At 41.8% G+C, this 24,283-nt stretch carries 21 protein-coding genes; 11 read left to right on the top strand and 10 right to left on the bottom strand.

Going from position 1 to position 24,283, the window contains the following annotated elements; translation table 11 throughout:
- Positions 1-78: 78 nt before the first annotated feature.
- The 3 genes from ACW689_RS14405 to ushA all read left to right on the top strand — a co-directional run bounded on the left by ACW689_RS14405 (position 79) and on the right by ushA (position 2,443).
- Positions 79-504, top strand: coding sequence for an MAPEG family protein (locus ACW689_RS14405; protein ID WP_476292545.1), 426 nt, complete (start codon positions 79-81; stop codon positions 502-504).
- A gap of 99 nt (positions 505-603) precedes the next feature.
- Entirely contained in the window at positions 604-795 is a 192-nt protein-coding gene (locus tag ACW689_RS14400) for a hypothetical protein (protein ID WP_476292543.1), read from the top strand.
- 67 nt (positions 796-862) lie between these two features.
- Complete coding sequence (gene ushA, locus ACW689_RS14395) at positions 863-2,443, top strand: bifunctional UDP-sugar hydrolase/5'-nucleotidase UshA (RefSeq protein WP_476292541.1); 1,581 nt, start codon at positions 863-865, stop codon at positions 2,441-2,443.
- Positions 2,444-2,483: 40 nt separating this feature from the next.
- On the opposite strand, the gene ACW689_RS14390 is transcribed toward ushA, so the two are convergent.
- Complete coding sequence (locus tag ACW689_RS14390) at positions 2,484-3,410, bottom strand: hypothetical protein (protein ID WP_476292539.1); 927 nt, start codon at positions 3,408-3,410, stop codon at positions 2,484-2,486.
- Positions 3,400-4,110, bottom strand: a complete 711-nt coding sequence (locus tag ACW689_RS14385) for a PhnD/SsuA/transferrin family substrate-binding protein (protein WP_476292537.1) — start codon at positions 4,108-4,110, stop codon at positions 3,400-3,402. Before ACW689_RS14385 ends, ACW689_RS14390 begins: the two co-directional genes overlap by 11 nt.
- 413 nt (positions 4,111-4,523) lie before the next feature.
- Here ACW689_RS14385 and ACW689_RS14380 point away from each other — a divergent pair, with 413 nt between their 5' ends.
- From ACW689_RS14380 to ACW689_RS14370, 3 genes are all read left to right on the top strand, one after another.
- Positions 4,524-5,381: a S1/P1 nuclease gene (locus tag ACW689_RS14380; protein ID WP_476292535.1), complete on the top strand. Its 858-nt coding sequence runs from the start codon at positions 4,524-4,526 to the stop codon at positions 5,379-5,381.
- A gap of 35 nt (positions 5,382-5,416) precedes the next feature.
- Positions 5,417-8,536, top strand: a complete 3,120-nt coding sequence (locus tag ACW689_RS14375) for a TonB-dependent receptor (protein WP_476292533.1) — start codon at positions 5,417-5,419, stop codon at positions 8,534-8,536.
- A gap of 180 nt (positions 8,537-8,716) precedes the next feature.
- Complete coding sequence (locus ACW689_RS14370) at positions 8,717-11,995, top strand: TonB-dependent receptor (protein WP_476292531.1); 3,279 nt, start codon at positions 8,717-8,719, stop codon at positions 11,993-11,995.
- 636 nt (positions 11,996-12,631) lie between these two features.
- On the opposite strand, the gene ACW689_RS14365 is transcribed toward ACW689_RS14370, so the two are convergent.
- Positions 12,632-13,063: a MarR family winged helix-turn-helix transcriptional regulator gene (locus tag ACW689_RS14365; RefSeq protein ID WP_476292529.1), complete on the bottom strand. Its 432-nt coding sequence runs from the start codon at positions 13,061-13,063 to the stop codon at positions 12,632-12,634.
- 128 nt (positions 13,064-13,191) lie between these two features.
- Here ACW689_RS14365 and hmgA point away from each other — a divergent pair, with 128 nt between their 5' ends.
- Both hmgA and maiA read left to right on the top strand, forming a co-directional pair.
- A complete protein-coding gene (hmgA, locus tag ACW689_RS14360; protein ID WP_476292527.1) occupies positions 13,192-14,487 on the top strand; it encodes a homogentisate 1,2-dioxygenase in 1,296 nt (431 codons plus the stop codon).
- 66 nt (positions 14,488-14,553) lie between these two features.
- Positions 14,554-15,180 carry a maleylacetoacetate isomerase gene (gene maiA, locus ACW689_RS14355; RefSeq protein WP_476292525.1) on the top strand — a complete coding sequence of 209 codons (627 nt, stop codon included), beginning with the start codon at positions 14,554-14,556 and terminating at the stop codon, positions 15,178-15,180.
- Positions 15,181-15,184: 4 nt separating this feature from the next.
- Here the strand turns inward: maiA and ACW689_RS14350 are convergent, their stop codons facing one another.
- Positions 15,185-15,415 carry a TIGR02647 family protein gene (locus ACW689_RS14350; protein WP_476292523.1) on the bottom strand — a complete coding sequence of 77 codons (231 nt, stop codon included), beginning with the start codon at positions 15,413-15,415 and terminating at the stop codon, positions 15,185-15,187.
- Positions 15,416-15,526: 111 nt separating this feature from the next.
- Between ACW689_RS14350 and ACW689_RS14345 the strand changes: the two genes are divergently transcribed.
- Both ACW689_RS14345 and ACW689_RS14340 read left to right on the top strand, forming a co-directional pair.
- On the top strand, positions 15,527-15,817 hold the full coding sequence (locus ACW689_RS14345) for a DUF1496 domain-containing protein (protein ID WP_476292521.1): 291 nt from the start codon (positions 15,527-15,529) through the stop codon (positions 15,815-15,817).
- Positions 15,818-15,841: 24 nt separating this feature from the next.
- Positions 15,842-16,084 (top strand): VF530 family protein, encoded by a 243-nt coding sequence (locus tag ACW689_RS14340; protein ID WP_476292519.1) that lies wholly within the window; start codon positions 15,842-15,844, stop codon positions 16,082-16,084.
- A gap of 3 nt (positions 16,085-16,087) precedes the next feature.
- On the opposite strand, the gene ACW689_RS14335 is transcribed toward ACW689_RS14340, so the two are convergent.
- The 3 genes from ACW689_RS14335 to ACW689_RS14325 all read right to left on the bottom strand — a co-directional run bounded on the left by ACW689_RS14335 (position 16,088) and on the right by ACW689_RS14325 (position 19,124).
- On the bottom strand, positions 16,088-16,798 hold the full coding sequence (locus ACW689_RS14335; RefSeq protein ID WP_476292517.1) for a type 2 periplasmic-binding domain-containing protein: 711 nt from the start codon (positions 16,796-16,798) through the stop codon (positions 16,088-16,090).
- A 128-nt stretch (positions 16,799-16,926) separates the two neighbouring features.
- Positions 16,927-18,039 (bottom strand): arginase family protein, encoded by a 1,113-nt coding sequence (locus tag ACW689_RS14330; protein ID WP_476292515.1) that lies wholly within the window; start codon positions 18,037-18,039, stop codon positions 16,927-16,929.
- A 305-nt stretch (positions 18,040-18,344) separates the two neighbouring features.
- Positions 18,345-19,124 (bottom strand): DUF2189 domain-containing protein, encoded by a 780-nt coding sequence (locus ACW689_RS14325; protein ID WP_476292513.1) that lies wholly within the window; start codon positions 19,122-19,124, stop codon positions 18,345-18,347.
- 155 nt (positions 19,125-19,279) lie between these two features.
- On the opposite strand from ACW689_RS14325, the gene udp reads away from it, so the two are divergent.
- Complete coding sequence (gene udp / locus ACW689_RS14320) at positions 19,280-20,032, top strand: uridine phosphorylase (RefSeq protein ID WP_476292511.1); 753 nt, start codon at positions 19,280-19,282, stop codon at positions 20,030-20,032.
- Between the two features lie 41 nt (positions 20,033-20,073).
- On the opposite strand, the gene cdd is transcribed toward udp, so the two are convergent.
- The 3 genes from cdd to ppc all read right to left on the bottom strand — a co-directional run bounded on the left by cdd (position 20,074) and on the right by ppc (position 24,190).
- Positions 20,074-20,949: a cytidine deaminase gene (gene cdd, locus ACW689_RS14315; RefSeq protein ID WP_476292509.1), complete on the bottom strand. Its 876-nt coding sequence runs from the start codon at positions 20,947-20,949 to the stop codon at positions 20,074-20,076.
- A 44-nt stretch (positions 20,950-20,993) separates the two neighbouring features.
- Entirely contained in the window at positions 20,994-21,362 is a 369-nt protein-coding gene (locus ACW689_RS14310) for a hypothetical protein (protein WP_476292507.1), read from the bottom strand.
- A gap of 194 nt (positions 21,363-21,556) precedes the next feature.
- Entirely contained in the window at positions 21,557-24,190 is a 2,634-nt protein-coding gene (ppc, locus tag ACW689_RS14305; protein ID WP_476292505.1) for a phosphoenolpyruvate carboxylase, read from the bottom strand.
- Positions 24,191-24,283 lie beyond the last annotated feature (93 nt).

The raw sequence follows: 24,283 nt of genomic DNA, 5'->3' as shown, positions 1-24,283 counted from the left end.
TCATCTTTAGTAAGTTAGTGATTTGCAACTAATATACAGACATCATTGTAACAGTGTGTAAATCAAGGACTACATAACATGATTAGCTCTCCCAACAACATTGTAATTATCTCTATGTTTTTTCAGTCATTTTTAACATTCACGATTTTAATAATTATGGCTCGAAGACGCTTAAATGCCGCTCGCCTTGGTGAATTAAAACTTCAAGACTTTAGAACCATGCAATTGAATTCTGCCTCTGAAGCTGTACAAGTAGCCAGTCGCAACTTTGAAAACCAATTTGAAATGCCCGTATTATTTTTTGTGGTGGCCCTACTAGCTTTACAACAAAATGTCGTTTCTTGGACATTCGCAATTATCTCCATAGCCTATGTTCTATCAAGAATTGTACATAGCTTTGTGCACGTCACTTCAAATCACGTACGCACCCGCTTTAGAGTTTTCACATTAAGTTGTGCTATTTTGCTGGCACTGTGGCTTTCGTTTCTAGCAACATTTATATAACGCTATCGAATTAAAAGATACTCATTGGTAACATATCGTTCTTTAAATTACTGTGTGTTTTGTTAGCATTAGGCACAATGAAAATAAGAGGCGATAATAATGAATAACGAAACGCCAATTTGCGATTTTGGTCTTCATGCAGGTGAACCTTATACGCGTTTGCCTGTTAGTTTTTTAAATTGGATGGTTGAAATCGAGCATGAAAAGTCTTCGTTCGCCCGTGAAGAACTTACTCGCAGAGAAAACGCGGTGTTTTCATCTTTAGAAAGTAATAAAAATACTACCTACTAGTCATGTTTATTTAGAATAATTAGTTTAAAATAGGCCCTCCATAAGAATTACCTTTATTAGGGTCTATATGCGTATTATTTTATCGGTACTGTTTTGTGCCATTTTGGCATCATGTCAACTAGTACCTAGCAAAACTACACATTATTTAACCGTTCTACACACCAATGATAATCATGGCCGTTTTTGGCACAATGAGCGCGGTGAATATGGCATGGCCGCGCGTAAAACACTGATAGACCAATTACGTGCAGAGGCGGCGCAAAAAGGCCACTCGGTTCTATTATTATCTGGCGGAGACATCAACACAGGTATTCCTGAGTCCGATCTGCAATTTGCAGAGCCGGATTTTAAGGGCATGAGCCTGCTCGGTTATGATGCAATGGCCATCGGTAATCATGAGTTTGATAACCCATTAGATGTACTTGAAAAGCAACAGCAATGGGCAAATTTCCCTTTGCTCTCAGCCAATATCAAGCACTCAACTACCAATGATTACGCCTATCAACCTTACACCATTATAAAACGTGATGGTTTATCAATAGCAATCATCGGTTTAACAACAACTGATACAGCAAAAATTGCAAACCCTGAATATATTGGCGATCTTGTTTTTGAAGACCCTAGCAAAGTAGTGGAACCTTTGGTTAAGTCTCTTCGCACTCAACAACATGTTGACGTAGTCATCGCTGTGACGCACATGGGTCACTATCATGATGCCAAGTTTGGCATTAACGCGCCAGGTGATGTCACACTAGCACGCACTATTGCGCCAAATACACTCGATCTCATTGTTGGCGGTCACTCACAAGAACCAGTGTGCGTTGAACCTAACGGTAAAGAGGACTTGAGCTTTGCACCAGGTAAGACATGTATCCCAGATCAGCAAAATGGTGTTTGGATCATGCAAGCTCATGAATGGGGCAAATATGTTGGTAAAGCCGAATTTAAAATTGAAAATGGTAAAAAGACTTTGTTGAGCTATGAATTAGTTCCAGTCAATTTGAAAAACCAAGCGGGAGAATATGTGTCCCAATACATTCAACCAGATCCTGAAATGAAAGCATTTTTAAAGCCATATCAAGCTATTGGTGAAAAGCAACTGATGCATAGTGTGGGTTTTGTTGACGGCTTTTTAGATGGCAACCGCAACACTGTAAGATTCAAACAAAGTAACCTGGCAAAGCTAATCATCAAGGCGCAAATGGCCGCTGTAGATGCTGATTTTGGTTTGATCAGTGGTGGTGGTATTCGCCACAGCATAAACGCAGGTAAAGTGAGCTATAAAGACATTTTGAAGGTGCACCCATTCAAAAACCGTATTACCTATATACAATGGAAAGGCGCTGATTTATATGAATATCTGCAAACTGTGACGAGTTACCCGCCCGATTCTGGCGCTTACTTGCAGTACTATGGACTGTCATTTGAGACCGTGCACGGTAAACTCGCCAATGTGAAAATCAATGGCCAAGCTCTGGATATGAAGGCGTCATATCGTATGAGTATCAATAGCTATAACGCTGCAGGTGGTGATGGCTATCCCAACATTACACAGTTCAGTGGCTTTAAATCAACGAGTAAAACAGACGCTCAAGTCTTAAAAGACTATTTGCAAACACATTCGCCAATTAAAGTTGGCTTATTATAAGAGCGATAAGGAAGCCTTCTGGCTTCCTTTTCCTATTTTCCTATTTTCCTATTACGGTAATATCCGCTGGCGATATATCGGCTAAGCCATAACTGTGTAACTTAGAGCGCGAACCTTCACCGTACGCTTTAGGTGGATAATATTTAGTTTTCAATTCAGGAAATTTAACAAACACTTCATCGAGTGCAGCTCGCACCTCGCTCAAAGTTTTCTCTAGGCTATTTGAGAAGTTTGGCTTTTTGCGAATGGTATGCCCAAGCGTAATTAACCTATCAAAATATCTATCTGCAATATTGATCAGTTCATCCGGAACCTCTTTATTTGGGTTAAGGATCACTTCAGGGTTTGCGTGACAAAACTCTGCCAGAGCTAGGTAAAAGCACAATGGCTTGTTCGCAAGTTGTACTTTTTCGTCTCGATTTACACTTAAACTTAAACACTTGTCATGCAGGTCAATGACCAAATTTGGTGAACTTTCCTTCACAGAGAGAGTGTGTGTTTGTTGCTCTTGCCCCTTCGAACCGCGACGCAGCTTTAAGAAACAAGCACAAGTCAGTACGCTCAACAGCAACGATATAGCATAAGCTGCCCAAGAATGGCCATGATTAACTGTGTACTTCAGTGCTACATTTCGATGTGCCGACTTCAAATAAAAGTAACTATTTTCGTCGCTAAGTTCTCGATCGATACTCTGAATATCTTGAAGGACTACACGAGATTGGGATGATCTAAGCTGTGCATTTAGTTTTTGTACATACAATTCTGTTCTTTGCTTGTCTCCCCCATAATTAAACAAAGGATCCGCAATGGGCAACATTTCCAAGTCTAAAGCAACGCGTGTTGCAACCCGATTGACATCAAGCATACTATCCCTTTGAATCTTTAGAGTCTGTGATAGCGCGCACAAGAATACAAAACTAAGCGAGAACAAAACAAATGCCACAGCATCTTTAGCCTTAACCTTCATGTTGCCCTCCTTTTAACAACCCAAAAGGCTGAACACCACATTGCCAAAAGAGCTTCAGTCCGTTGAAATAATTTGACTGAACAGCATTTACAACCTCACTAACGCGATTTTGAAGTGCGCAAGCAAGGTCAGTGTTGTTGTCATCCATCTTGATATACCACTGGCTACCTTTTACATCCGAAGCAATAGATGTTATGTAGTTCTTAGAAAAGCGCTGCTCATCATCCTCTTGCCAGTATGAGGCTATCAAGTCAACACGACCTTCAGCCAGCATATCACGTAATGCACTGTGGGAGCTTGCATATACTATGTCTAGAGCAGACAGATCCAAATCCAATTGCTTAAAAACTTGTTTAGGAAAAATATGACCAGACCGGCTGGTGGGATAATCGATTAAACCGATTTTCTTATCGAGAAAATAAGCCTTGTCTATTTTAGGCTTTTCTCTGCTGGAAATAAAAAATGCAGTGTAGCTTGGGTACGCGATAAGCGGCATATAGTTTTGCGTTGACTCCGCCATCATGGCGGCCATAACATTATCTTTACTTAGTATAAGATCAGCGATCCCTTTAGCTAAGAACTCAATTTGCTCAGCCAAACTGCCCCCCCAATATACCTCAACTCTGCCAAACTGCTTGCCAACTACATCATCATCACAAAGCGACTTTTTTAGCCTCTGAGCCAAACTTTTTATAGGCACATGTGCTCTAAATACTGTTAGATTAGTGCTTGACGCAATATCACAGCTGTAAGAATACGTATTGACTGGTTGAAGTTTGCTTAACTTACTGTTAACGAAATATTGGGAAACAAACCAAACAACAACTAGGCTGAGTAAAAGCACCACAACAAACGCGCACTTTTTGTTCAAAATATAATAGTCAGACAAAATCAAACTCTACTAAAGCATCATTCGCCGACATTACAGCAACTTTCTTTACTTATTGCAATAAGTAATATTACCCATAAAACATAAGTTATTGATAACTAGACTTTATTAACAAGAAATTATGAATACCATTGACTCCTTTTGTTTTCTTGAAAAACACGGACAATTGACCTTATTGAAATAGCGGTTCGCAACCGTGTTTGATACTCAGAGTAATGAAAATCATGTTAATGAAAAAACTGTCTAGACTCGTGATTGCAGTAGCAGCAATTACTTCAGCCCAAGCACTTGCATGGGGTCAAAATGGCCATAGAATTGTTGGGGAGTTAGCAGAACAAAACCTAACACCAACCACGGTAGAAGCAATTAAGCCGTTACTCGACGGTCAGTCTCTGGCACAAATTTCTACATGGGCTGATGAGATGCGTTCAGACAGTAGCAAGTTTTGGCGTAAAAAGTCGTCAAAGTGGCACTACATTAATGTTACTGATCCTGAGAATATGCACAATCACGTGCATCACGACCTTTCTTCAAAAGAACAAGTAAAAAATATTCTCGATGGTATCTATTATGGTATCAACACGCTTAAATCAGACAAAACATCCCTTGATGAAAAACGTTTTGCATTACGCTTTCTCGTTCACCTTGTTGGTGATGGACACCAACCATTCCATGTCGGCAGAGCAGCAGATAGAGGCGGCAACCTGATCGATGTATCGTTCTTCGGCGACAAAGCAAACTTGCATAGCACATGGGATACTTTACTTATCGAAAACGAAAACCTTTCTTATACCGAATTTACAAATTTCATAAAAACGTCAAATAAAGTTATCATTGAAGAATACTTAGACAGTGAACCTTCAGATTGGTTGCTTGAATCTCATTATATTTCTAAAAAAGTCTATGACTTAAATGAAACTGACATAAGTTATGGGTACATTTACAAATACATGCCAACGGTTAGAACCCGTTTGCAACAAGGTGGGATCCGCTTAGCGGGCCTACTGAACCAAATTTTTGATAAGAACGCGCAGCCGCTAAAAGAGGCACTTAAGACTTCAAGAGCTGCAACTTCAAAATAAAACCTAGTAAGACTAAATATACGGGAAACAACATAATGAAAACTCTTTTGCGCAAAACCACACTGTCGCTTGCTATTGCAGCAAGTATTGGTGCAAGCAGCGCTGCATTTGCTAATGACACAGCATCGAGTATGAAAGGTGAGGTAGTTGGCCCACTGGGTAATCCAGCGGCAGGCACAAAAATTACTATCATCCATACACCGTCTGGTTCTGTTAAAACAGCAGTAGTAAATGAAAGCGGTACTTTCTCAGCAAAAGGCCTTCGCGTTGGTGGTCCTTATCAAATTATCGTTGATTCTGATAAATTTGAAGACACCATGGTAGAAGATGTTTACCTTTCGTTAGGTAAAACTTATCCATTATCAGTTCAATTAAAGTCACAACAAAACATCGAACAGATCGTTGTCACTGGTCGTCCAATGACAATGCAATCTGGTGGTACAGGTCCTGCAACGCATTTTTCTCTCGCAGATCTTCAAGACAAACCTGCCATCAACCGTGATATCAAAGATATCGTACGTACCGACCCTCGTATTTACGTAGACGAAAGTAACTCTGGCGCGATTCAATGTGCCGGTGGTAACCCACGCTTCAACAGCTTGACTGTTGACGGCATGCGTATGAACGATAACTTCGGTCTAAACAGTAACGGTTACCCAACTGAGCGTATCCCATTCTCGTTCGATTCAATTGACCAAGTAGCTGTAGAACTTGCACCTTTTGACGTGCAGTACGGTGGTTTCACTTCATGTAACATCAACGCAGTTACAAAGTCTGGTACTAACGAATTGACAGGCGGCGTGTTCTTCGATTACACCAACGATTCACTTGCTGGTGATAAAATTGATGGTCAAACTCAGCCAACGGGTGATTACAACGAAAAACGTTACGGTTATAACTTTGGCTTGCCACTAATCGAAGATACCCTATTCCTTTTCACTAGCTATGAAAAGTTAGAAGGTTCGCAAATCTTCGAATACACGCCGTATGCTAACGGTAAGATCAGCAAAGCTGACATCGATCAAATTATCGCTATCACTAAAGAACAGTATGATTATGATGCAGGTTCTATGGTGCCAAGTATGCCAGTTGAAGACGAGAAAATCCTTGTTAAATTAGACTGGAACATAAACGACGACCACCGTGCAAGCTTTGTATATAACTATAACGATGGCTTCTCACTTTCTCAGTCGGATTCAAGTTCAGATCGTTTATCTTTGTCGAATCACTTTTATGAGCGTGGCGCTGAGTTACAGTCTTTCGTGACATCTCTTTATTCAGACTGGAGCGATGTATTCTCAACTGAAGTACGTATTGGCTATTCAGAGCTTGATAACCGTCAAATCTCTTTAGATAGAGCATCTGGTTTTGGTGAGTTCCAAGTAGATGTTAATGATGTAACTGTGTACCTAGGTCCAGATGACTCTCGTCAAGCAAACAAACTGAAGTACGACAACTTATCATTAAAACTTGCGGGTACTTACTATCTAGATGACCACGAGCTTTATTTTGGCTATGAACGTGAAGAGTTAGACGTATTTAACATGTTCGTTCAGCACAACGAAGGCGAACATCGCTTTAAGAGCATCGAAGACTTAAAGAACGGTATTGCTCGTGTATACTACGGTAACGCAGCTTCTCACAACCCTGCTGACGCAGCCGGTGAGTTTAAGTACGCGTTAAACACGCTTTACTTCCAAGATAAATTTGACCTGATTGACTACGATATTTCAATCACAGCGGGTCTTCGTTACGATTGGTACACAAGTGATGACGTACCGACCGGCAACGCGAAATTTAAAGAGCGCTTTGGTTTCTCAAATCAACAAAACCTAGATGGTGTTGATTTACTTCAGCCGCGTTTAGGCATCAACTGGGTATATAACGACCAGTTAGAGTTCCGCGGCGGTATTGGTCTGTACTCTGGTGGTAACCCGAACGTTTGGATCTCTAACAGTTACTCAAACGACGGTATTCGTAACGTCCAGAAAAACCAGAAAAACATGCAGTTGTTAGGTGATGATGCAGTTGCGTTTGTTGATGGTGGCAAGCCAGGTTATGCAATCCCACAAGAATTGTTCGACAAAGTTGCAGCGGGTGGCGCGGATAACAGCACGAACGTAACCGACCCTGATTTTGAAATTCCATCAGAATGGAAGTTCTCATTAGGTGCCACTTACGTAACAGAATCTGATTACGTATTCACAGTTGATTACTTATACACAGATAAGCAAGATTCTGCGCTTGTTAAAAACTTAACACTGTCGAATATGAAGCAGCTTGAAGACGGCACTATCGTGACTGAAACTGCACCAGACGGTCGCCCTATCTACAATGATGACCTTCATAAGTTCAATTCAGACTTAATGCTGACAAACGTTAAGGGCAAAGACGGTTACAGCCACGTGTTGTCATTTGGTATGAATAAGTCATTCGAAAATGGTATCGACTTAGCGCTTTCTTACGCTTACTCAGTTGCTAAAGATGTGCACCCAATGGATAGCTCGGTTGCTTTCTCTAACTTCCACAGAATTGCAACGGCTGATCCACAAGACCCTGGTGTAGCAACGTCTGATTACGAAGTACCGCACCGTGCAACAATGTCACTGTCTTACAAAACGCAATTGTTCGACGGCTTAGATACTAAGTTCAGCCTATTCGGTCAAGCGAGTGTAACAAACCCATATTCTTATACATTTGCGAAAACAGGTATGTTCGGTTTTGCTGACGAAAACCGTGACTTACTTTATGTACCAACAGCTGATGATGCACTCGTAACTTATGGCGCAGACTTTGATAAAGCTGCTTTTGATAAATGGGTTGAGCAAGAAGGCTTATCTCGTGGTCAAATCCAAGACCGTAACTCTCAAGAAGGTGAATGGTGGGTTACGTTCGACCTGAAGGTAGAACAAGAGTTCGCTGGTTTTGCTGAAGGTCATAAAGGTTCTGCATTCTTCGTTATCAAAAACGTAGGCAACCTACTTAATGATGATTGGGGTACGTTGAACAAGGGTAACTCAATGCAAAACGCGGTTACTGCTTCAATTGAAAACGGAAAATACGTATTTGAGAAGTTTAACAACCCATCAGGTACTGACTTTGAAATCAAACCATCGCTGTATGAAATCCGCCTTGGTGTGAAGTATAACTTCTAAGATATTTTCTTTATCGATGTAACTTCATAAAAATACAATCAAACACGGCTAACTTCGAAAGGAGTTAGCCGTGTTTTAACGTGAAGAACCACGATAAAGCTTATTTAACAGGCTCAGTTCATGGACACTGAACTTGTCATTTTTAACTTTAAACAACCTAAACACACGGGAAACAACACAATGAAAAACGTTCGCTTAACTAAAGTGGCCGGCGCTTTAGCATTAGCTCTTGGTGTATCTGTAAGTGCATTCGCTGCTGATACGTCATCTGCTATGCGTGGTAAAATCACCACTCCAACTGGAGATGCTGCTGCAAACGTTAAAGTTACTGTTATTCACGAGCCAACAGGCACAATCAGCACGTTCACAACTAACGAATCTGGTGCGTTCATCGCAAAAGGTCTTCGCGTTGGCGGTCCATACCGCGTAGTGCTTGATTCAGACAAGTTTTCAGACGCTCAGCTTGACAATATCTTCCTTGAGCTAGGTGATACACACCGTATCGTTAACCAACTTGAGCCGCTACAAAAAGTAGAGAAGATTGAAGTAACGGGTTATAAAATCGTACAGCAAGCTGGCGGTTCAAACAGCGTATTTGGTGCTGACACCATCGCTAACGTACCAAGCTTCAACAACGATATTAAAGACGTGGCGCGTTTAAACCCATTGGCAAGCATTAATGGTAATGGCGAATTAACAATTGCTGGCGCAAACCCTAGAACAAATGGTTTGACGGTTGACGGCATCGGTCAAAACGATGACTTCGGTCTAAACTTTGGTGGTTACCCTACTTCACAGCCACCAGTTGCTCTAGACGCTGTTGAGCAGATCTCAGTAGATGCATCACCTTTCTCTGCTAAAAAAGGTAACTTTGGCGGTGGTACTATCAATGCTGTTACTAAATCTGGCTCTAATGAGTACACATTCACAGGTTTCTATGAAACAAGTACGCCTAGCCTAGCTGGTAAAGTAGATAACATTTCTGAAGTAAAATACAAAGAAGATGTATTCAACGATGCTGGTGACCGTATCCACCGTGCTGGTGACAATGTTCTTGATGCAGACGGCCACAAGACATTTGAAACTTCGAGCACTGACCCAATCGTTACTGAAAAGCGCTTTGGTTTTAGTACTGGTGGCGCAATCATTGAAGACGAGCTTTTTTACTTCGTAAACTATAACTCTTGGAAACAAGAGATGGACATGGATTACGGTTTTGACGGCTCAGGTACTGCGCACGAATTCGACGTAACTGAAAGCGACTATAACCGTTTTATCTCTACATTGAATAACACTTACGGCCTGCAAGACAGCTTTGGTGGCAATCCAGAAGATACAAGTGACAGCCTACTTCTAAAGCTTAGCTGGAACATCAACGACCTTCACCGTGCAGACTTCACTTACCAGTGGCAAGATGAAGAAGAAACAAGAGGTTTCGCGACGGGTGGCTCTACAGTTAAGATGGCTTCTCAACGTTATCAGTACACGACTAAGTTCAACAACTTTGCGGCAAAACTTTATTCTGATTGGTCAGATGACTTCTCTTCAGAAATCGGTTTAGCATACAAAAATGTTACTAATGACAGTATTTCGAACAATGACTTAGGCTCTATCAAAGTATACCGTGACGGCGGTCGTGGCGATGCCTTTGAGTTTGGACGTGACATTAACCGCCATGAAAACGAATCAGAAACGGAAACACTTGCACTGACGTTCGACGCAACTTACCTGTTAGGTGATCACGAAATTAACTTTGGTGCTCAGCTTGATAATATGCGTCTTTACAACCTATATGCGAGAAACTCTCGCGGCTCTTGGGAATTCTTCAGCATCGAAGAGTTTGCTCAGAAAAAGCTACAACAAGACCGCAATGATAACTACGAGTTCTCTTACTCAAATGCTTACACGGGTAATGCGCAAGACTTAGCCTATGATGCAACACGTACTCAATTAGCGCTTTATGTTGAAGATAAGTTTTACCCTACCGATGACTTAGAAATGACCGCTGGTCTTCGATATGAGCGTTTATCATCTGATGATAAACCAGCGCTAAACACGGCATTCCAAAACACATATGGTTTTACTAACCAAGAAAACTTGGATGGTGCTGATATTCTATTACCACGCATTAGCTTCAAGTACTACGCTACTGAATCGTTAACAATCAACGGTGGTATCGGTCGTTTCCAAGGTGGTATTCCAAACGTTTGGTATAACAACCCATTCCAGAGCGACGGTATTACAAATGTTGCTGCGTCTCAAAACGCGATTAATGATTACTTCGCAGGCGTTGAACAGGTTGATTTCACTCGTGTGCCTGAGCAAATTAATGGCTCTCTTGAAAAAGGTGCTGGTAGCACAGCTTATACCGACCCTAACTTTAAATTACCTTCAAGCATCCGCGCTCAAATCGCCTTTGATTATGAATTTGATTCGGAGTTGTTAGGCGATGGCTTTAAGTGGAGTGCAGAACTTGCGTACCACAAAAAAGAGAACGAAGCGGTATGGCACAATACTTCAATCACACCAAAGCTTGATGAAAATGGTAACATCGTTCGTTCAGCGACTGGTCGTATCATTTATGACAACAAGTACTCTGGTGATTTGAAAGATAACTACGACATCATGATGACCAATGCTGACGATAGCGCACGTTCAATTATCTTCTCAACAGCATTAGCTAAAGAGTGGGATAATGGCCTATACGTTTCAGCAAGTTATACGCACCAGGATGTTGAAGATGTAGCACCAGGTAGTGCATCAAACGCAGATGGTAACTACAAACACGCTACGACACACAGCCGTAACGTAGATCTAGTGGGTCGCGGCCACTACGAAGTTGAGCATAGCTTTAAGATTAACCTACGTTACAACGTAGAGTTCTTCGAAGGTTATGCGTCTAAGTTCAACGTATTCTTCGAGCGTCGTTCTGGTCGTCCGTTTAGCTATACTATGGGCTCTTACAACGATTATGACTTCGGTGATACTCGTGACTTCGCAGGTACTTCTGCTTACTTAGCCTATATCCCAACGGGTGCTGATGACGCAAAAGTTAACTGGGATGAGTCTCAACTGTCTTGGGCAGAGCTTGAAACATTACTTAACCGCGCTGGTATTTCAGAGCGTGGCCAATTACTTGGCCGTAACACAGGTACTCAGCCTTGGGTTACAACGATGGATGTGAGCTTTAAACAAGAGATCCCTGGCTTCTATGAAGGTCACAAAGGTGAGCTTTACTTCATGGTTGAAAACTTCGCGAATTTGTTAAACAGCGATTGGGGCATCGAGAAGAAGATCTCTTATGCTGACCAAAAACTGTATGACTTTGGTGGCTTAGATGACCAAGGTCGCTTGATTATCGACCAACGTTATAAAGGTTCTGACGTGCGTAACTACTCTACAATCGTTAAGAGCTCGTCTGCATGGCAAGCGAAGATCGGTGTTCGTTACACTTTCTAATCTCACTTTGATTAGCGCATAAATTCAAAAGGCCAACATTCGTTGGCCTTTTCTTTTAATAAAAACGTTTATTTTTTTCTTCCAAAAGCACTATCGACTCTGACGTTTCAGTGCAGTAACATTCCCTTTTAAAGAAACAAAACAAGGAATGAGTTTTTGTTCAACCTTTCAAATAGACACATCTCGTCATTATTCAACGTAAAAAATATTGTGATCGGCATGTTTGTGTTGATCAGCTTGCCAGTTTTCAGTTTACTACGTGGAGACTTCGCAGAGCCAATCACACTTTCGTCTTTGCTTTTTACAATACTAATGGAGTGCAATACTAAATTTGCGCCTTACCTGATTGCTTTTATGTATATCCGTTACTCAGATTTTGAATCATCAAAGCGTTACTTTTATCTGTATTTTTTAACGACCAATTTAATCATCTTTTTTATCTACTTCAGTATCATGATTTACGACCCTTTCGCAGAGGCACCTTCAGCCCTTTCTGGGGTGGTTTTATTTACGCCATATGTGCTGCTTATCCCTATTCCTGGCCTTATCATTTCCGGGGCTGCTTACATTTATATGAGGTTACAGAAAAATTAAACGAGGGGGATTTAGAAGGCCAATAGACAATTGGCCTTAATTTTACTTATCAACCTGTAACTCTATTTTGTTCATTACATCACTGAGCATTTGCTTTTCACTTTCTGATAATTCGCCAAGCAACGCCGCTTCCCACTCAAGTGCTTTGGGTGATAGCTTCGCGTAAAGCCCCTCTCCGGCACGAGTTAAACTAAGTAATTTCGCTCGTTTGTCATTCGGATCTGCACACAGTTCAATAAGTTGCTTCTCCGTTAACTGCTTAACAGCGCGCGACATGGTTGATTTATCTATCTCAGCCAAATCACATAGCCTTTTTGCTGAGCATGTTTTTTGCTGTGCTAAATGCGCAATAGCGCGCCATTGGGGTACGGTTAACCCCGCCTGCTCAAAGTATACGTGCGAAAAGGCATGACTCACTTTGTTGGCTAACTTTACTAATCTATAAGGTAGGAATTCGTCTATTTTCAGTGACACCTTGCTCAACGCCTTTTGCTCCTCTAATACATCCGTAAAAAATTATATACAAACTCATTTGTGAAAGACACTTGATAATACTCTCACATGAGAGTATCTTAGTCCTATCTACTAAGGAGTCAAAGACTATGAGCAACGAATTTCAATACCTAACAGGCTTCGGTAATGAGTTTGAAACCGAAGCATTACCTGGCGCATTGCCAATTGGCCAGTTTTCTCCACAAAAAGTAAAATATGACTTGTACGCGGAACAATATAACACTACTGCTTTTACAGCACCGCGTGCAGACAACCGTAGAAACTGGTTCTACCGTATTCGTCCATCTGTTGTACAAGGCGATTACCAAGCAATGGACAACGGCTTATTGCGCACTGCGCCTATCACTGAAGTACCAACACCGCCAACGATGCTACGTTGGAACCCAATTGAAATCCCAGCGGAGAAAACCGATTTCATTGATGGTTTAGTCACAATGGCCGCAAACGGCAGTGCTAATGGCCAAGCAGGTATCGGTATTCACGTATATGTTGCTAACACCTCAATGGATGGCCGTTACTTCTACAATGCTGATGGTGAATTTTTATTTGTACCTCAGCAAGGTGAGCTAGTTCTACATACTGAATGCGGTAAGTTAGCACTTCGCCCTGGTGAAATTGCGGTTATTCCTCGTGGTATCAAGTTTTCCGTAGAGCTGATCAGCGAGCAGGTTCGTGGTTATATTTGTGAAAACTATGGCCATCCATTGATTCTGCCTGAGCGCGGCCCTGTAGGGGCAAATGGTTACACCAACGAACGTGACTTCCAATACCCTGTTGCAGCGTTTGAAGATAAAGAAGGCGATTTTGAGTTAGTTGCTAAATTCAATGGTAACCTTTTCCGTTGTGATATTGGTCATTCACCGCTCGATGTGGTTGCATGGACTGGTAACAGTGCACCTTACAAATACGACTTAGCCCGCTTCAACGTGATGAACACTGTAAGCTTTGACCATCCGGATCCGTCAATTTTTACCGTTTTAACTTCGCCATCTGGCACTGCGGGTGTAGCAAACGTTGATTTTGTGATTTTCCCACCACGTTGGATGGTGGCAGAGGACACATTCCGTCCTCCATACTACCACCGTAACATCATGAGTGAGTTCATGGGCCTAATTGAAGGTGTGTATGATGCTAAAGAGCATGGCTTTGTACCAGGTGGTATGAGCTTACACAACTGCATGTCTCCACATGGCCCTGAAGCTGATGTTTTTGAGAAAGCATCAAATGCCGAACTTGAGCCACAGCGCTACGAGAACACGCTCGCGTTTATGTTCGAATCTCGTTATGTTATTTCTCCTACTAAGTACGCGCTTGAAGGAAAAGAGCGCCAGCAAAATTACTTAGATTGCTGGAAAGGCATTAAAAAATACTACAAAGGCGCGTAACATAGCGTAAGCCAAAATGATAAGGCACTCACTTGAGTGCCTTTTGTCGTGATTAAGGAATAAACAATGAAGCTATATACATACTTTCGCTCTTCAGCTGCCTACCGTGTTCGAATTGCACTGAATTTAAAAAATATTTCCCATGAACTAGTGGCTGTAAACCTATTAAAGTCTGAACAGCAGGGTGAACAATATACGAGTAAAAACCCTCAGGGTTTGCTACCAGCCCTTGAAACTGAGCAAGGCATATTGGCGCAATCGCTCGCTATTTTAGAATGGTTGGAAGAAACACATACCGACACAGCGCTTTTACCTAGCGATCCTTGGCAAAAAGCCCAAGTACGCAATTTCTGTTATGCAATTGCCTGTGACATCCACCCAATTGATAACTTACGTGTGCTTAAGTATTTAAGCCAAGAACTTAACGTTGATGACGAACAAAAGAACACGTGGTACCGTCACTGGGTAATCGAAGGATTTAAAAAGCTTGAATTAATGCTCGGTGATTCTGAGTTCTGCTTTGGCGATAAGCCTACGCTTGCAGATGTGTGTTTGGTGCCTCAGGTATTTAACGCTCTACGTTTTAAAGTTGATATGACGCCGTTCCCGAAAATTACTGCTATTTACGAGCGCTGCAATCAACTAAAAGCATTTAGCGATGCAGCACCAGAAAATCAACCTGACGCGCAATAAACAATTACTGCAATGCACAATGCACTTGATCTAAGTGCGTAATTAAATCTAAGCCCAGATCGGTTAGATAACCACCATCTGGGCTATCTATGATCCCTTTGTCATACAGTCTCTGTGCAGCATCACGTAAACTGCGCTCAGCGCTACTGTGGATCTTAATTCCTTGATGCATGCTCGTTCTTGGAAATTTAGCTAGTAACGTAAGTTCTGCCATCATATCTTGGTCAAACGCCATGGCTTTCCCCTTCTTGTTTTTTAATCTTGTTATAGTTAACTATATAGTGTCATGCATAGCGTGCACTTAAGTGTTCCGCTTTAAAGATTAGCCAACTATGGAAGTTATGCCATGAAATCACTTATATTTATTACGCTTAGCGTATTATTTGTAGCAGCAAATAACGTACTTGCGCTTGATTCGAATCATAGAAATATCGCATTACTCGAAAATCCCCAAAGAATTTGCTGGTATGAGGGCCAGCAATATAGTGAAGGGGCAATGATAAAGCAGTTTGAGACATTGTTTGTATGCAGCTATAAATTTGAAAACCAAGAAAACAGCCGTTTAGTGTGGCTCAAAGCCAATGAACAAGGTGAGCCTGTAAGGCTGGACCGAGTAAAGACAATCAGGGTAAAATGAGCGTTTTGACATTGGTAGTTTAAAATGACACAGCAACCCAACAACCCTTTGCACGGTGTAAAACTAGAAGATATGCTCATTAAGCTCGAAGAAGAAATGGGTTGGGCTGCAATGGGCGAGGCAGTCAATATCCGTTGTTTTACCCATGACCCAAGTGTGAAGTCAAGCCTCAAATTTCTTCGTCGGACCCCTTGGGCTAGAGAAAAAGTGGAACAACTCTATCTTGATACGTTTCATGGTTTTACATGGCCGACAATCAAAAAGTAATCGCTAACGGTTGTTTTGAGATGCTTGATATGCCTTGTATGCATCAATTATCTTGCTTTTTATCGGTTTCGGAAGTGCTTTATTACACGCAAAATAGAGTTCAGAACCGAAGTCAGGTAGCTTGTAAATACGCTTGAGCTTTTTAGCTATTGGCTCTTTGCTACTTTTAAATTCAAATTGCACATCACTTAAAACCACAAGATCAAGCAACCCTTTTCTGGTTGCTAGTACCTCAAACACTTTGTCGAAGCTTGATATAATCAGCAAATGCTGCCCTTCAACAAAACCTCTTTCTTTTAAATAAAGATGGCTAAAGTTATGCCTAATGACAGCCGTTTTGTAGCGCTTGATATCTTCTAAAGATTTAATATTATAGTCTCGTGACTCAAGACCATAGAAAGAAACACTAAACCCGCCAATTGGAAACAACCAGTCGAACAAGGGTTCTCTTGACTCAGAGCGGGCAATGGAAAAAATACAGCTATTAGGGTTTCTTTGAGCGGCGTTATATGCGACGGCCCAACGCTCTACCGTCATTGAATAATCTATATCGGTTGTTTGTAATACTGCGCGAACCTTATCTACCGCAGAGCCGACTAAATTACCTTGAGAGTCTATATACTGAAAGTCTGGAAACTCTTCAGTTAAGACATTGAGCCCAGTCCCCTGCAAAGAGCAAGTAAACAACCCAAATATCATTAACCATACGCGCATTCAAAAACTGCCTGTATCCTTGTGAACAACAAAAATATAGCTCAATCACAGTTATTAGAACAGAAAAGCAGTACATACTTGCCAGAATAGGCAAGCTAAACACCTTGCCTACCCCAACAACAAATCTATTATGCGTTGTTTATTGCATCAATTAAAAACGCAGAGATTTTAGCGCCTTCTTTTAGCGTTGTTTCCGAGCTACTTTGTCCAGCAAGGGAGCTGTCCGTGAATGGTGCTATTTCCATCATATCAGCACCTGTAATTGGGAACTCATCACGTAAAGCTCGCAAAATAGTGAGTGCCTCTTCAGGCGTCATACCATTGCCTTCTGGTGTACCAGTCGCTGATGCAAACTCTTCATCTAGCGCATCGATATCAAAGCTCACGTATAGCTCATCAACTTTATCTGCTTTTAGCTGCTCAATCACTTGTTTAACAATGGCATCTGCGCCTTTTTCCCTAATTTCGTGCGCCCAGTGCTGCTTCACACCAAAAGTAGACTCCCAATGTGTTTTATCTTTACCGCTAGAACGAATACCAAACTGAATAAGGTGATGCGGTGCAGGCAAGAACTCTAAAATATGTGTACACCATGAGCCAAAACACAGGTCGATACCCAAGCGCTCAACCAATAAATCAGTGTGTGCGTCAAAATGGATAATAGCAGTACGTTTGCCCTCTGCTCGCTTAGCCTTTAAGTAAGATTTAGTCAGTGGGTAACTAATTGAGTGGTCACCACCGATACCAAATATGCCTTTATTAGGGTAATGCTGATAAAAACCGTCACACACATCTTCTGTGATTGACAAGGGCGATACGTGGTACTGCGAGTTTTCGTCCTGATACAATGCCTTTTGGCAATTGCTAATGGTTGCATCATTTAAGTACTTGTCATGCAATAAATGCGGTATAACTCGAACATCTCCCAAATCAAACGCGCTAGTTTGAGGCTGCTGCTCGATTAGCGTGGAGCGTAAAAATAATGGTCCCCAGTTTGCGCCACGCAGGATACCACCGCCACAATCTGAGCTTATCCCTAAAATTGCAGCTTTGTGCTCAGACTCATCAATTTTAGAGAGCGATGCTTTCCATAATTCATCTACGCCCTCAGTCTGACCATATAGTTTAGTTCGTAGCGCATCTTTTCTTTCTTTTGCGGTATTAACTGTGAACACTCCATCTCCGGGAGGACACAAACACTGCGCCAGCTTATCTTGAAATTGTTGTTTTGTGATTGTCATAGTAAACCTCCAAAGAAAGTAATTCATGCATATTCATGCGTGCACCGCTCAAAGCATATATTTGGCCAATCATACGGTTTTGTGTCCGTCACGATGCTTAAGGCCAAAAATAATTCTCCACAGAAAAATAAATTTTCTTTTAATTCATGATGTTGAGAAAAAAAGTTAAAACTTATATGTGAGCTACACTACGAATAAGTGATTTATGCAGGAGGTATAACACTGTGACAAACAAAGTCAACCACAGCAGTCAAAGACAAAATCACTGCTGTGGTTTAATATTCAATAGTTATGAATAGTTAGATCTACTCATACCCTCGAGGTTTCTTAGTTTTGATAATTGCAATATAGCCATGCCAGCTTGCATAACTCAGTAGTGGCATAATAATGATAAAGCCCGCGGTACCTGTTAAAAACCCAAGTAAAACAAGCAGTACTATTAATAAACACCATACCACCATGGCACCCGCGTTTGTTTTAACAGCATGCATAGAGCTTATAACCGCCGTCATAATATCAACACGGCGTTCCATCATGATTTGTGGCGTGAATGCAGATATCGCAAATACTGATATCATCAAAACCCCCCCCACTATGGATCCTAGCGTTAAAAACGCTGACAACTGCTCAAAGGTTGGATTTGGTACATTTGGATACAACGCATGTATTAATGCAGCTAAGCGCATCCAAACAATCATGATCACCATCAGTAAAATAGCAAAGCCCCACTCACCCGCAGGGTTCCTAAACATGGACTTGAGACTGTGACGTAACGTTGGCGTATGCCCTTTTTCAAGTTCCCAAGCAACATCATACAAGCCTGCGGCAAAGGCCGGTCCAATAAGCGCAAAAGCAACCACCGCTGGTAGAATCACAAGGTGAGTTCCCGATTGATACACAAGCCACATAATTGTTGCAGGAATAATTGTAAAAATGATGCCATAGATCAGGCTCAGGATTGGCGCCCTTGTCATGTCTTTAAAAGCGAGTGCTAGCCAATGAAATGCTGCAAAGGTGCTGATTTTATTACTTTCAAAGCAGCGTGCAAATTCAGTGTGTTTATCAATAGGTGGTGATGCTGGCATAATGTGTCCTCTAAATGTTGCTACACTTAAGGTTTAGAAGAACAAGTATAAAGATGCAAGTATATGAACAATTGCGGGCGCTTTTACGGACATCTGTCCTGTACTTTAAAGCCACTTATACCAAAATTACGCTTTAGAACAAAATAAGGTTTACTATGGAGAAGGTATTTCATTTAGGGCTAGATAAACAAGCACTTAACGGTGCGACTCTGGCTATTGTACCCGGCGATCCTGAACGCGCTAAGCGTATTGCACACCGACTGAACGATCCAATCTGCTTGGCACAAACACGCGAATTTCACGTATACCTAGCAACGATAAAAAACCAACCAGTCGTGATCTGCTCCACGGGCATTGGTGGCCCATCTACTTCAATTGCTGTAGAAGAACTTGCGCAATTGGGTGTTAAAACCTTCTTACGTGTTGGCACAACAGGCGCGATCCAACCTCATATTAACGAAGGTGATGTGTTAGTAAGCACGGCCTCTGTACGTTTGGATGGTGCAAGTCAGCATTTTGCGCCACTAAGCTACCCAGCAGTTTCTGACTTTCATTGTACACAAGCCATGGTCAATGCGTGTGTTGAGCTGGGCATTACTCACCATATAGGTATTACTGCCTCCAGTGATACATTTTATCCAGGGCAAGAGCGTTACGATACCTACTCTGGCTACGTGAACAAAGCATTTCAAGGAAGCTGTGAAGAGTGGCAAAAGTTAAATGTCATGAACTATGAAATGGAATCTGCCACGTTATTCACAATGTGTGCAGCTCTTGGCCTCAAGGCTGCCTGTGTGGCCGGCGTATTAGTGAACAGAACACGACAAGAGATCCCAACTGTTGATCATGCAAAAGTTGAACATGATTCGGTTGCCGTGGTTATTAAAGCCGCTGAATTGCTGCTCTAAGCACACTGGTCGCCATAGCTGTTATGGCGACCTACAATACTTTACTTCACTTTCTCTATTGTCGCTGTAACGTGATTCAAAGCAACCGCATCACCGTAACTCGCTAAAACAGCCTCAGCGACATGCTTTTGATTCTCCCTCCCCTGCGTCTCAACCAGTGTTAGCGCTTCAATTTTCACATCAGCAATAGTCAATCCAGCCAAAGCTAACTGGCTCAGGGCACTTTGCATTGGGGATAAACTAGGACTGTATGCCGCATTTTCCGCATATCGACCGTAGAATGTTCCCTGCTCACGTGTGACAACCTCCACCGCTGAGAAGTTTTCAGAATAAGGTGCATAAGCGCATCTAACATGAGAATAAAGCGCATCGCTTATTGGCTTTGAGGTCTTGATTACTTGGATCGTTTTACTTGCTAATAATCGCTCTGAATTATCTAAATCTTGCGGTCCAAATGCGCTGGGCAATAGCGTACTTAAATTAGTGTCAAGATCAGGTAAGAGAATATTCATCTCGCCCGCTCTATCGAGCTCATACATAAACTGACGACAATAGCCACAAGGCGCGTCGCTAATAGCGATCATTGAAATTTGTTTGGCACCATTGAGCCAAGCATTATTGATAGCTGATTGCTCGGCATGTACAACAAGGCTTAATGCCTGGTGAGAAAACTCCAAATTGGCACCCAAATAAGCGCAACCCGTCGAACTGTCATATGCGACAGCGCCTACATTGAAGTTAGATACTGGTGCTTGTGAAAAGCACGCGGCGACAGGCACCAAAGCTTGTAAAAGTGTGCTTAAATCACAATCGAGTTGCTGCTGAAGTTGATTAAGTTGAGATTGAGAAAACTTACCGCGAGCACTGATGGCTTGCTCTTGTAGTTGTTGTAATTGTTGCGGATTGAATACTGCCATTATTAAAACATGATTGATTAATGGCAGCACAGTTTAAGCAGATTCTACAAATTACACAACCATTGCTTTGCAGATTTAAAGCATTCGAAATTTTCTGCATTTAAATCATAGCGCTTTGCTTTTTGTAAAAACAAGTCGTGCATATATCCCTCAAATCCTACGACTCTCGCAACCGAAAAATCTCGAAGGTAATGAGCGACCTTAGGCATAAACTCAACAATATCAATAGCAGCAAAACGATGCTCAACTTCACTAAGATCAATGAGAATTTTTCTACTATTGTGCGACTTAGCGTAATCATTCGCAATTTGATAAACATTCACAACATCCTCAGCACTAACAGCGCCTCGTAACGTCATCAAGATGAGTGAAGTCGTATCATCGTAAGTGATACTGGTTGATAGTGTAGACATTGGACCTCAAGTTAAAGACATCACGCCTAGTTATTATTCTCATACCGGCGACTTTAAGTATTACATTCTGGTTTAACCAGTTGCAATTTTATTAACGTTGGGGACAAAGTCAATAAAGTTAACACTAAAAAATGAATGAAAGCTCTAAAAACAACACTAAAGGATGAGTTATTCATCCTTTAGTGTAATGTGTGTTAGCCAGTATTACGCATACCAGCCGCAATGCCTGTCATTGTGATCATTAATGCATTATCGACGTCATGACTTTGGCTCGTTCTTGCCCTATTAAGTAACTCGACTTGTAGTACATTTAAAGGGTCAGTATACGGATTTCTAAGCGCAATCGACTCTTTTATCCATGGCTGTGCTGACAGTAAAGTTGAATCAGGTGCTAAGCGTTGCACTAATTCTTGGGCTTGTGCAAGCTCTGCTCTTAAGCTTCGGCCTAAAGGTTTATAGGCTTCTTCCACCAATCCTTGCTCGTAGTGCTCGCTTAACCAGCTATCCGCTTTACAAAACACCATTTCTAACATTTCTAAGCGGGTTCTAAAAAATGGCCATTGCTCACTCATTAAGTTAAGCGTTTGTTCCCCATAAGTATCTAGGGCCTTTTGTAACCCTTGAACTGCTCCCAACCAAGCTGGCAACATAAGTCGATTTTGACTCCAGGCAAAGATCCAAGGAATGGCCCTTAAACTCTCAACACCACCTTTTGGATTACGTTTTGCAGGTCTTGAACCAAGTGGTAATTTTGCTAACTCAACTTCAGGCGTTGCCATTCTAAAGTAAGGTACAAAGTTAGGATCTTCTCGCACGATACTGCGATAGTGCTCGCACGACACGTCAGAGATAAGTGCCATAACCTCTCGCCAACTAGACTCAGGTTGTGGCGGCGGTAATAAGTTACTTTCAATAATCGCACTGCTATAAATGGCCAAACTTTGCGTGGCAACCTTAGGCAAACCGAACTTAAAGCGGATCATTTCCCCTTGCTCGGTAACTCTTAATCCACTTTTTAGCGAACCTGGTGGTTGAGAGCGTAAAGCTTTTGCCGCTGGTGCTCCACCACGACCGATTGTTCCTCCTCGGCCATGGAATAAGATAAGCTCAACTTGTTGTTGCTCACAAAGGTTAACGAGTTGTTCCATGGCACTATATTGCGCCCAACCTGCCGCCATCATGCCAGCATCTTTCGCTGAGTCTGAGTAGCCAATCATGACATATTGCTTGCGATTGATATGCTGTCGATACCAAGACTGAGCAAATAACTCACTCATAACATGTGCGCTGCGATTTAAATCGTCTAGCGTTTCAAATAAGGGGGCAACAGGGAGTTTAAATTTACAACCGCTTTCTTGCAACAACAACTCTACCGCTAAGACGTCTGAAGCGTTCTGTGCCATTGAAATAATATAAATTCCTAGCGCATGCTCATCTTGTTGCGCAATGACTTCAAACGTATCTAATACCTCACGCACATTGCTACTGGGTTGCCAATGCTTGGGAATTAGAGGCCTTCTAGAATTTAACTCGGCAAGTAAAAATGCTTGTTTATCACTTTCCGACCAATCAGCGTATTTCCCCAAACCCAAATATCCAGTCAGCTCACTGAACACTTCAGTGTGACGGGCTGAATCTTGTCTAATATCCAGCTTACACAAATTGATGCCAAAACAATTTAAGCGGCGGATCACATCAAGCAACAAGCCATTTGCAATAACACTCATATTTTCTTGCGTCAAAGAGCGAAATATAAGCTCTAGAGGCGCCTTTAACTGCCCAACATGCTTTATTTTGTCTTGTTTTTTACTTGGCTCATTTTTGATTTTACACTCCAAAGCGGCGATTGTTTCACTGACTTGCGCTTTAAGCATCTTAAGCAAGAAACGATAAGGTTCACTATGTTCGCCAATCTGATCTTCTAATTCTTGGCTGGCTCGATGCATCGACAGCTCAGCGCTTAATTTATCCAAGTCTCGATAATACAGGTCTAATGCCATCCAACGACCGTGGTCTAACACATTCTGCGTAATTTGTGCAGTTACAAAAGGATTGCCATCTCTATCTCCTCCCATCCACGATGTAAACTGCACAGGGGAAAAGTCTTCAGGCAAAGCCAAATTCAGTAATTCTTCTGAGTAGCTGTGAAATTGTCTAATAAACTCGGGTACGGCTTCCCACAAGCTATTTTCGATGACCGCAAAGCCCCACTTTGCTTCATCTAAAGGTGTCGGACGTTTATCGCGAATATCATTGGTGTGCCACGCTTGGCTAATCAGTTGCTCAATCCTATCTAACAAATAGTCTTTATGATGGTCATCTAAAGTATGTAGCTCTAGCGCTTCTAAGCATTCACTTAACTCAACATGCTTACTGATAATCGTTCGGCGAGTCACTTCAGTTGGGTGTGCGGTTAACACCAAATCCATCTTCAAGTTTGCCACAGCATTAGCCACTTGATTGAGGTTTAATGAACCTGACTCGACCTGTTTTTTCAACTCCAACAAGGTATTTTTTAGCGCACCCATAGTCCCTTCTGGCGCACCTTGTTTTGAAATCGTGTGAAACTGTTCAGCAACATTTGCGAGATTTAAAAAATGATTAAACGCGCGAGCGACGGGCAATAATTCTTCGTCTGTGAGCGCGTGCAATATTTCGATGAGTCGAGCTCTATCTTGTTCGCTACCATTTCGTGAAGACTTCGACAGCTTTCTTATTTGTTCTACTTTATCAAGAACTTGTTGGCCTTGGGCTTGTTTTATCGTTTGTCCCAACAATTCACCCAACATACTGACATTGGTTCTCAATGTTTGATATTGCTCAGTCATAATGCATCCTTTGTCGATATTTTATACTACTCACTATACCGAGATTAATTCGATTTACGAGCGATCTGTTTTTTCCTATTGAACGTAAACTAC

This window comes from Pseudoalteromonas sp. ABE4_541 (assembly GCF_056312285.1).
Note: the sequence above shows the minus strand (reverse complement) of the source record. Positions and strands in the feature narration are given on the sequence as shown.

Bases quoted from the DNA above. Each gene is read 5' to 3' on its own strand.
- ACW689_RS14340 (WP_476292519.1), top strand. From the start codon at position 15,842: ATGACACAGCAACCCAACAACCCTTTGCACGGTGTAAAACTAGAAGAT.
- ACW689_RS14400 (WP_476292543.1), top strand. From the start codon at position 604: ATGAATAACGAAACGCCAATTTGCGATTTTGGTCTTCATGCAGGTGAA.
- ACW689_RS14380 (WP_476292535.1), top strand. From the start codon at position 4,524: ATGTTAATGAAAAAACTGTCTAGACTCGTGATTGCAGTAGCAGCAATT.
- maiA (WP_476292525.1), top strand. From the start codon at position 14,554: ATGAAGCTATATACATACTTTCGCTCTTCAGCTGCCTACCGTGTTCGA.
- cdd (WP_476292509.1), bottom strand. From the start codon at position 20,949: ATGGCAGTATTCAATCCGCAACAATTACAACAACTACAAGAGCAAGCC.
- udp (WP_476292511.1), top strand. From the start codon at position 19,280: ATGGAGAAGGTATTTCATTTAGGGCTAGATAAACAAGCACTTAACGGT.
- hmgA (WP_476292527.1), top strand. From the start codon at position 13,192: ATGAGCAACGAATTTCAATACCTAACAGGCTTCGGTAATGAGTTTGAA.
- ACW689_RS14405 (WP_476292545.1), top strand. From the start codon at position 79: ATGATTAGCTCTCCCAACAACATTGTAATTATCTCTATGTTTTTTCAG.
- ACW689_RS14310 (WP_476292507.1), bottom strand. From the start codon at position 21,362: ATGTCTACACTATCAACCAGTATCACTTACGATGATACGACTTCACTC.
- ppc (WP_476292505.1), bottom strand. From the start codon at position 24,190: ATGACTGAGCAATATCAAACATTGAGAACCAATGTCAGTATGTTGGGT.
- ACW689_RS14330 (WP_476292515.1), bottom strand. From the start codon at position 18,039: ATGACAATCACAAAACAACAATTTCAAGATAAGCTGGCGCAGTGTTTG.
- ACW689_RS14345 (WP_476292521.1), top strand. From the start codon at position 15,527: ATGAAATCACTTATATTTATTACGCTTAGCGTATTATTTGTAGCAGCA.
- ACW689_RS14350 (WP_476292523.1), bottom strand. From the start codon at position 15,415: ATGGCGTTTGACCAAGATATGATGGCAGAACTTACGTTACTAGCTAAA.
- ushA (WP_476292541.1), top strand. From the start codon at position 863: ATGCGTATTATTTTATCGGTACTGTTTTGTGCCATTTTGGCATCATGT.
- ACW689_RS14390 (WP_476292539.1), bottom strand. From the start codon at position 3,410: ATGAAGGTTAAGGCTAAAGATGCTGTGGCATTTGTTTTGTTCTCGCTT.
- ACW689_RS14335 (WP_476292517.1), bottom strand. From the start codon at position 16,798: ATGCGCGTATGGTTAATGATATTTGGGTTGTTTACTTGCTCTTTGCAG.
- ACW689_RS14370 (WP_476292531.1), top strand. From the start codon at position 8,717: ATGAAAAACGTTCGCTTAACTAAAGTGGCCGGCGCTTTAGCATTAGCT.
- ACW689_RS14325 (WP_476292513.1), bottom strand. From the start codon at position 19,124: ATGCCAGCATCACCACCTATTGATAAACACACTGAATTTGCACGCTGC.
- ACW689_RS14375 (WP_476292533.1), top strand. From the start codon at position 5,417: ATGAAAACTCTTTTGCGCAAAACCACACTGTCGCTTGCTATTGCAGCA.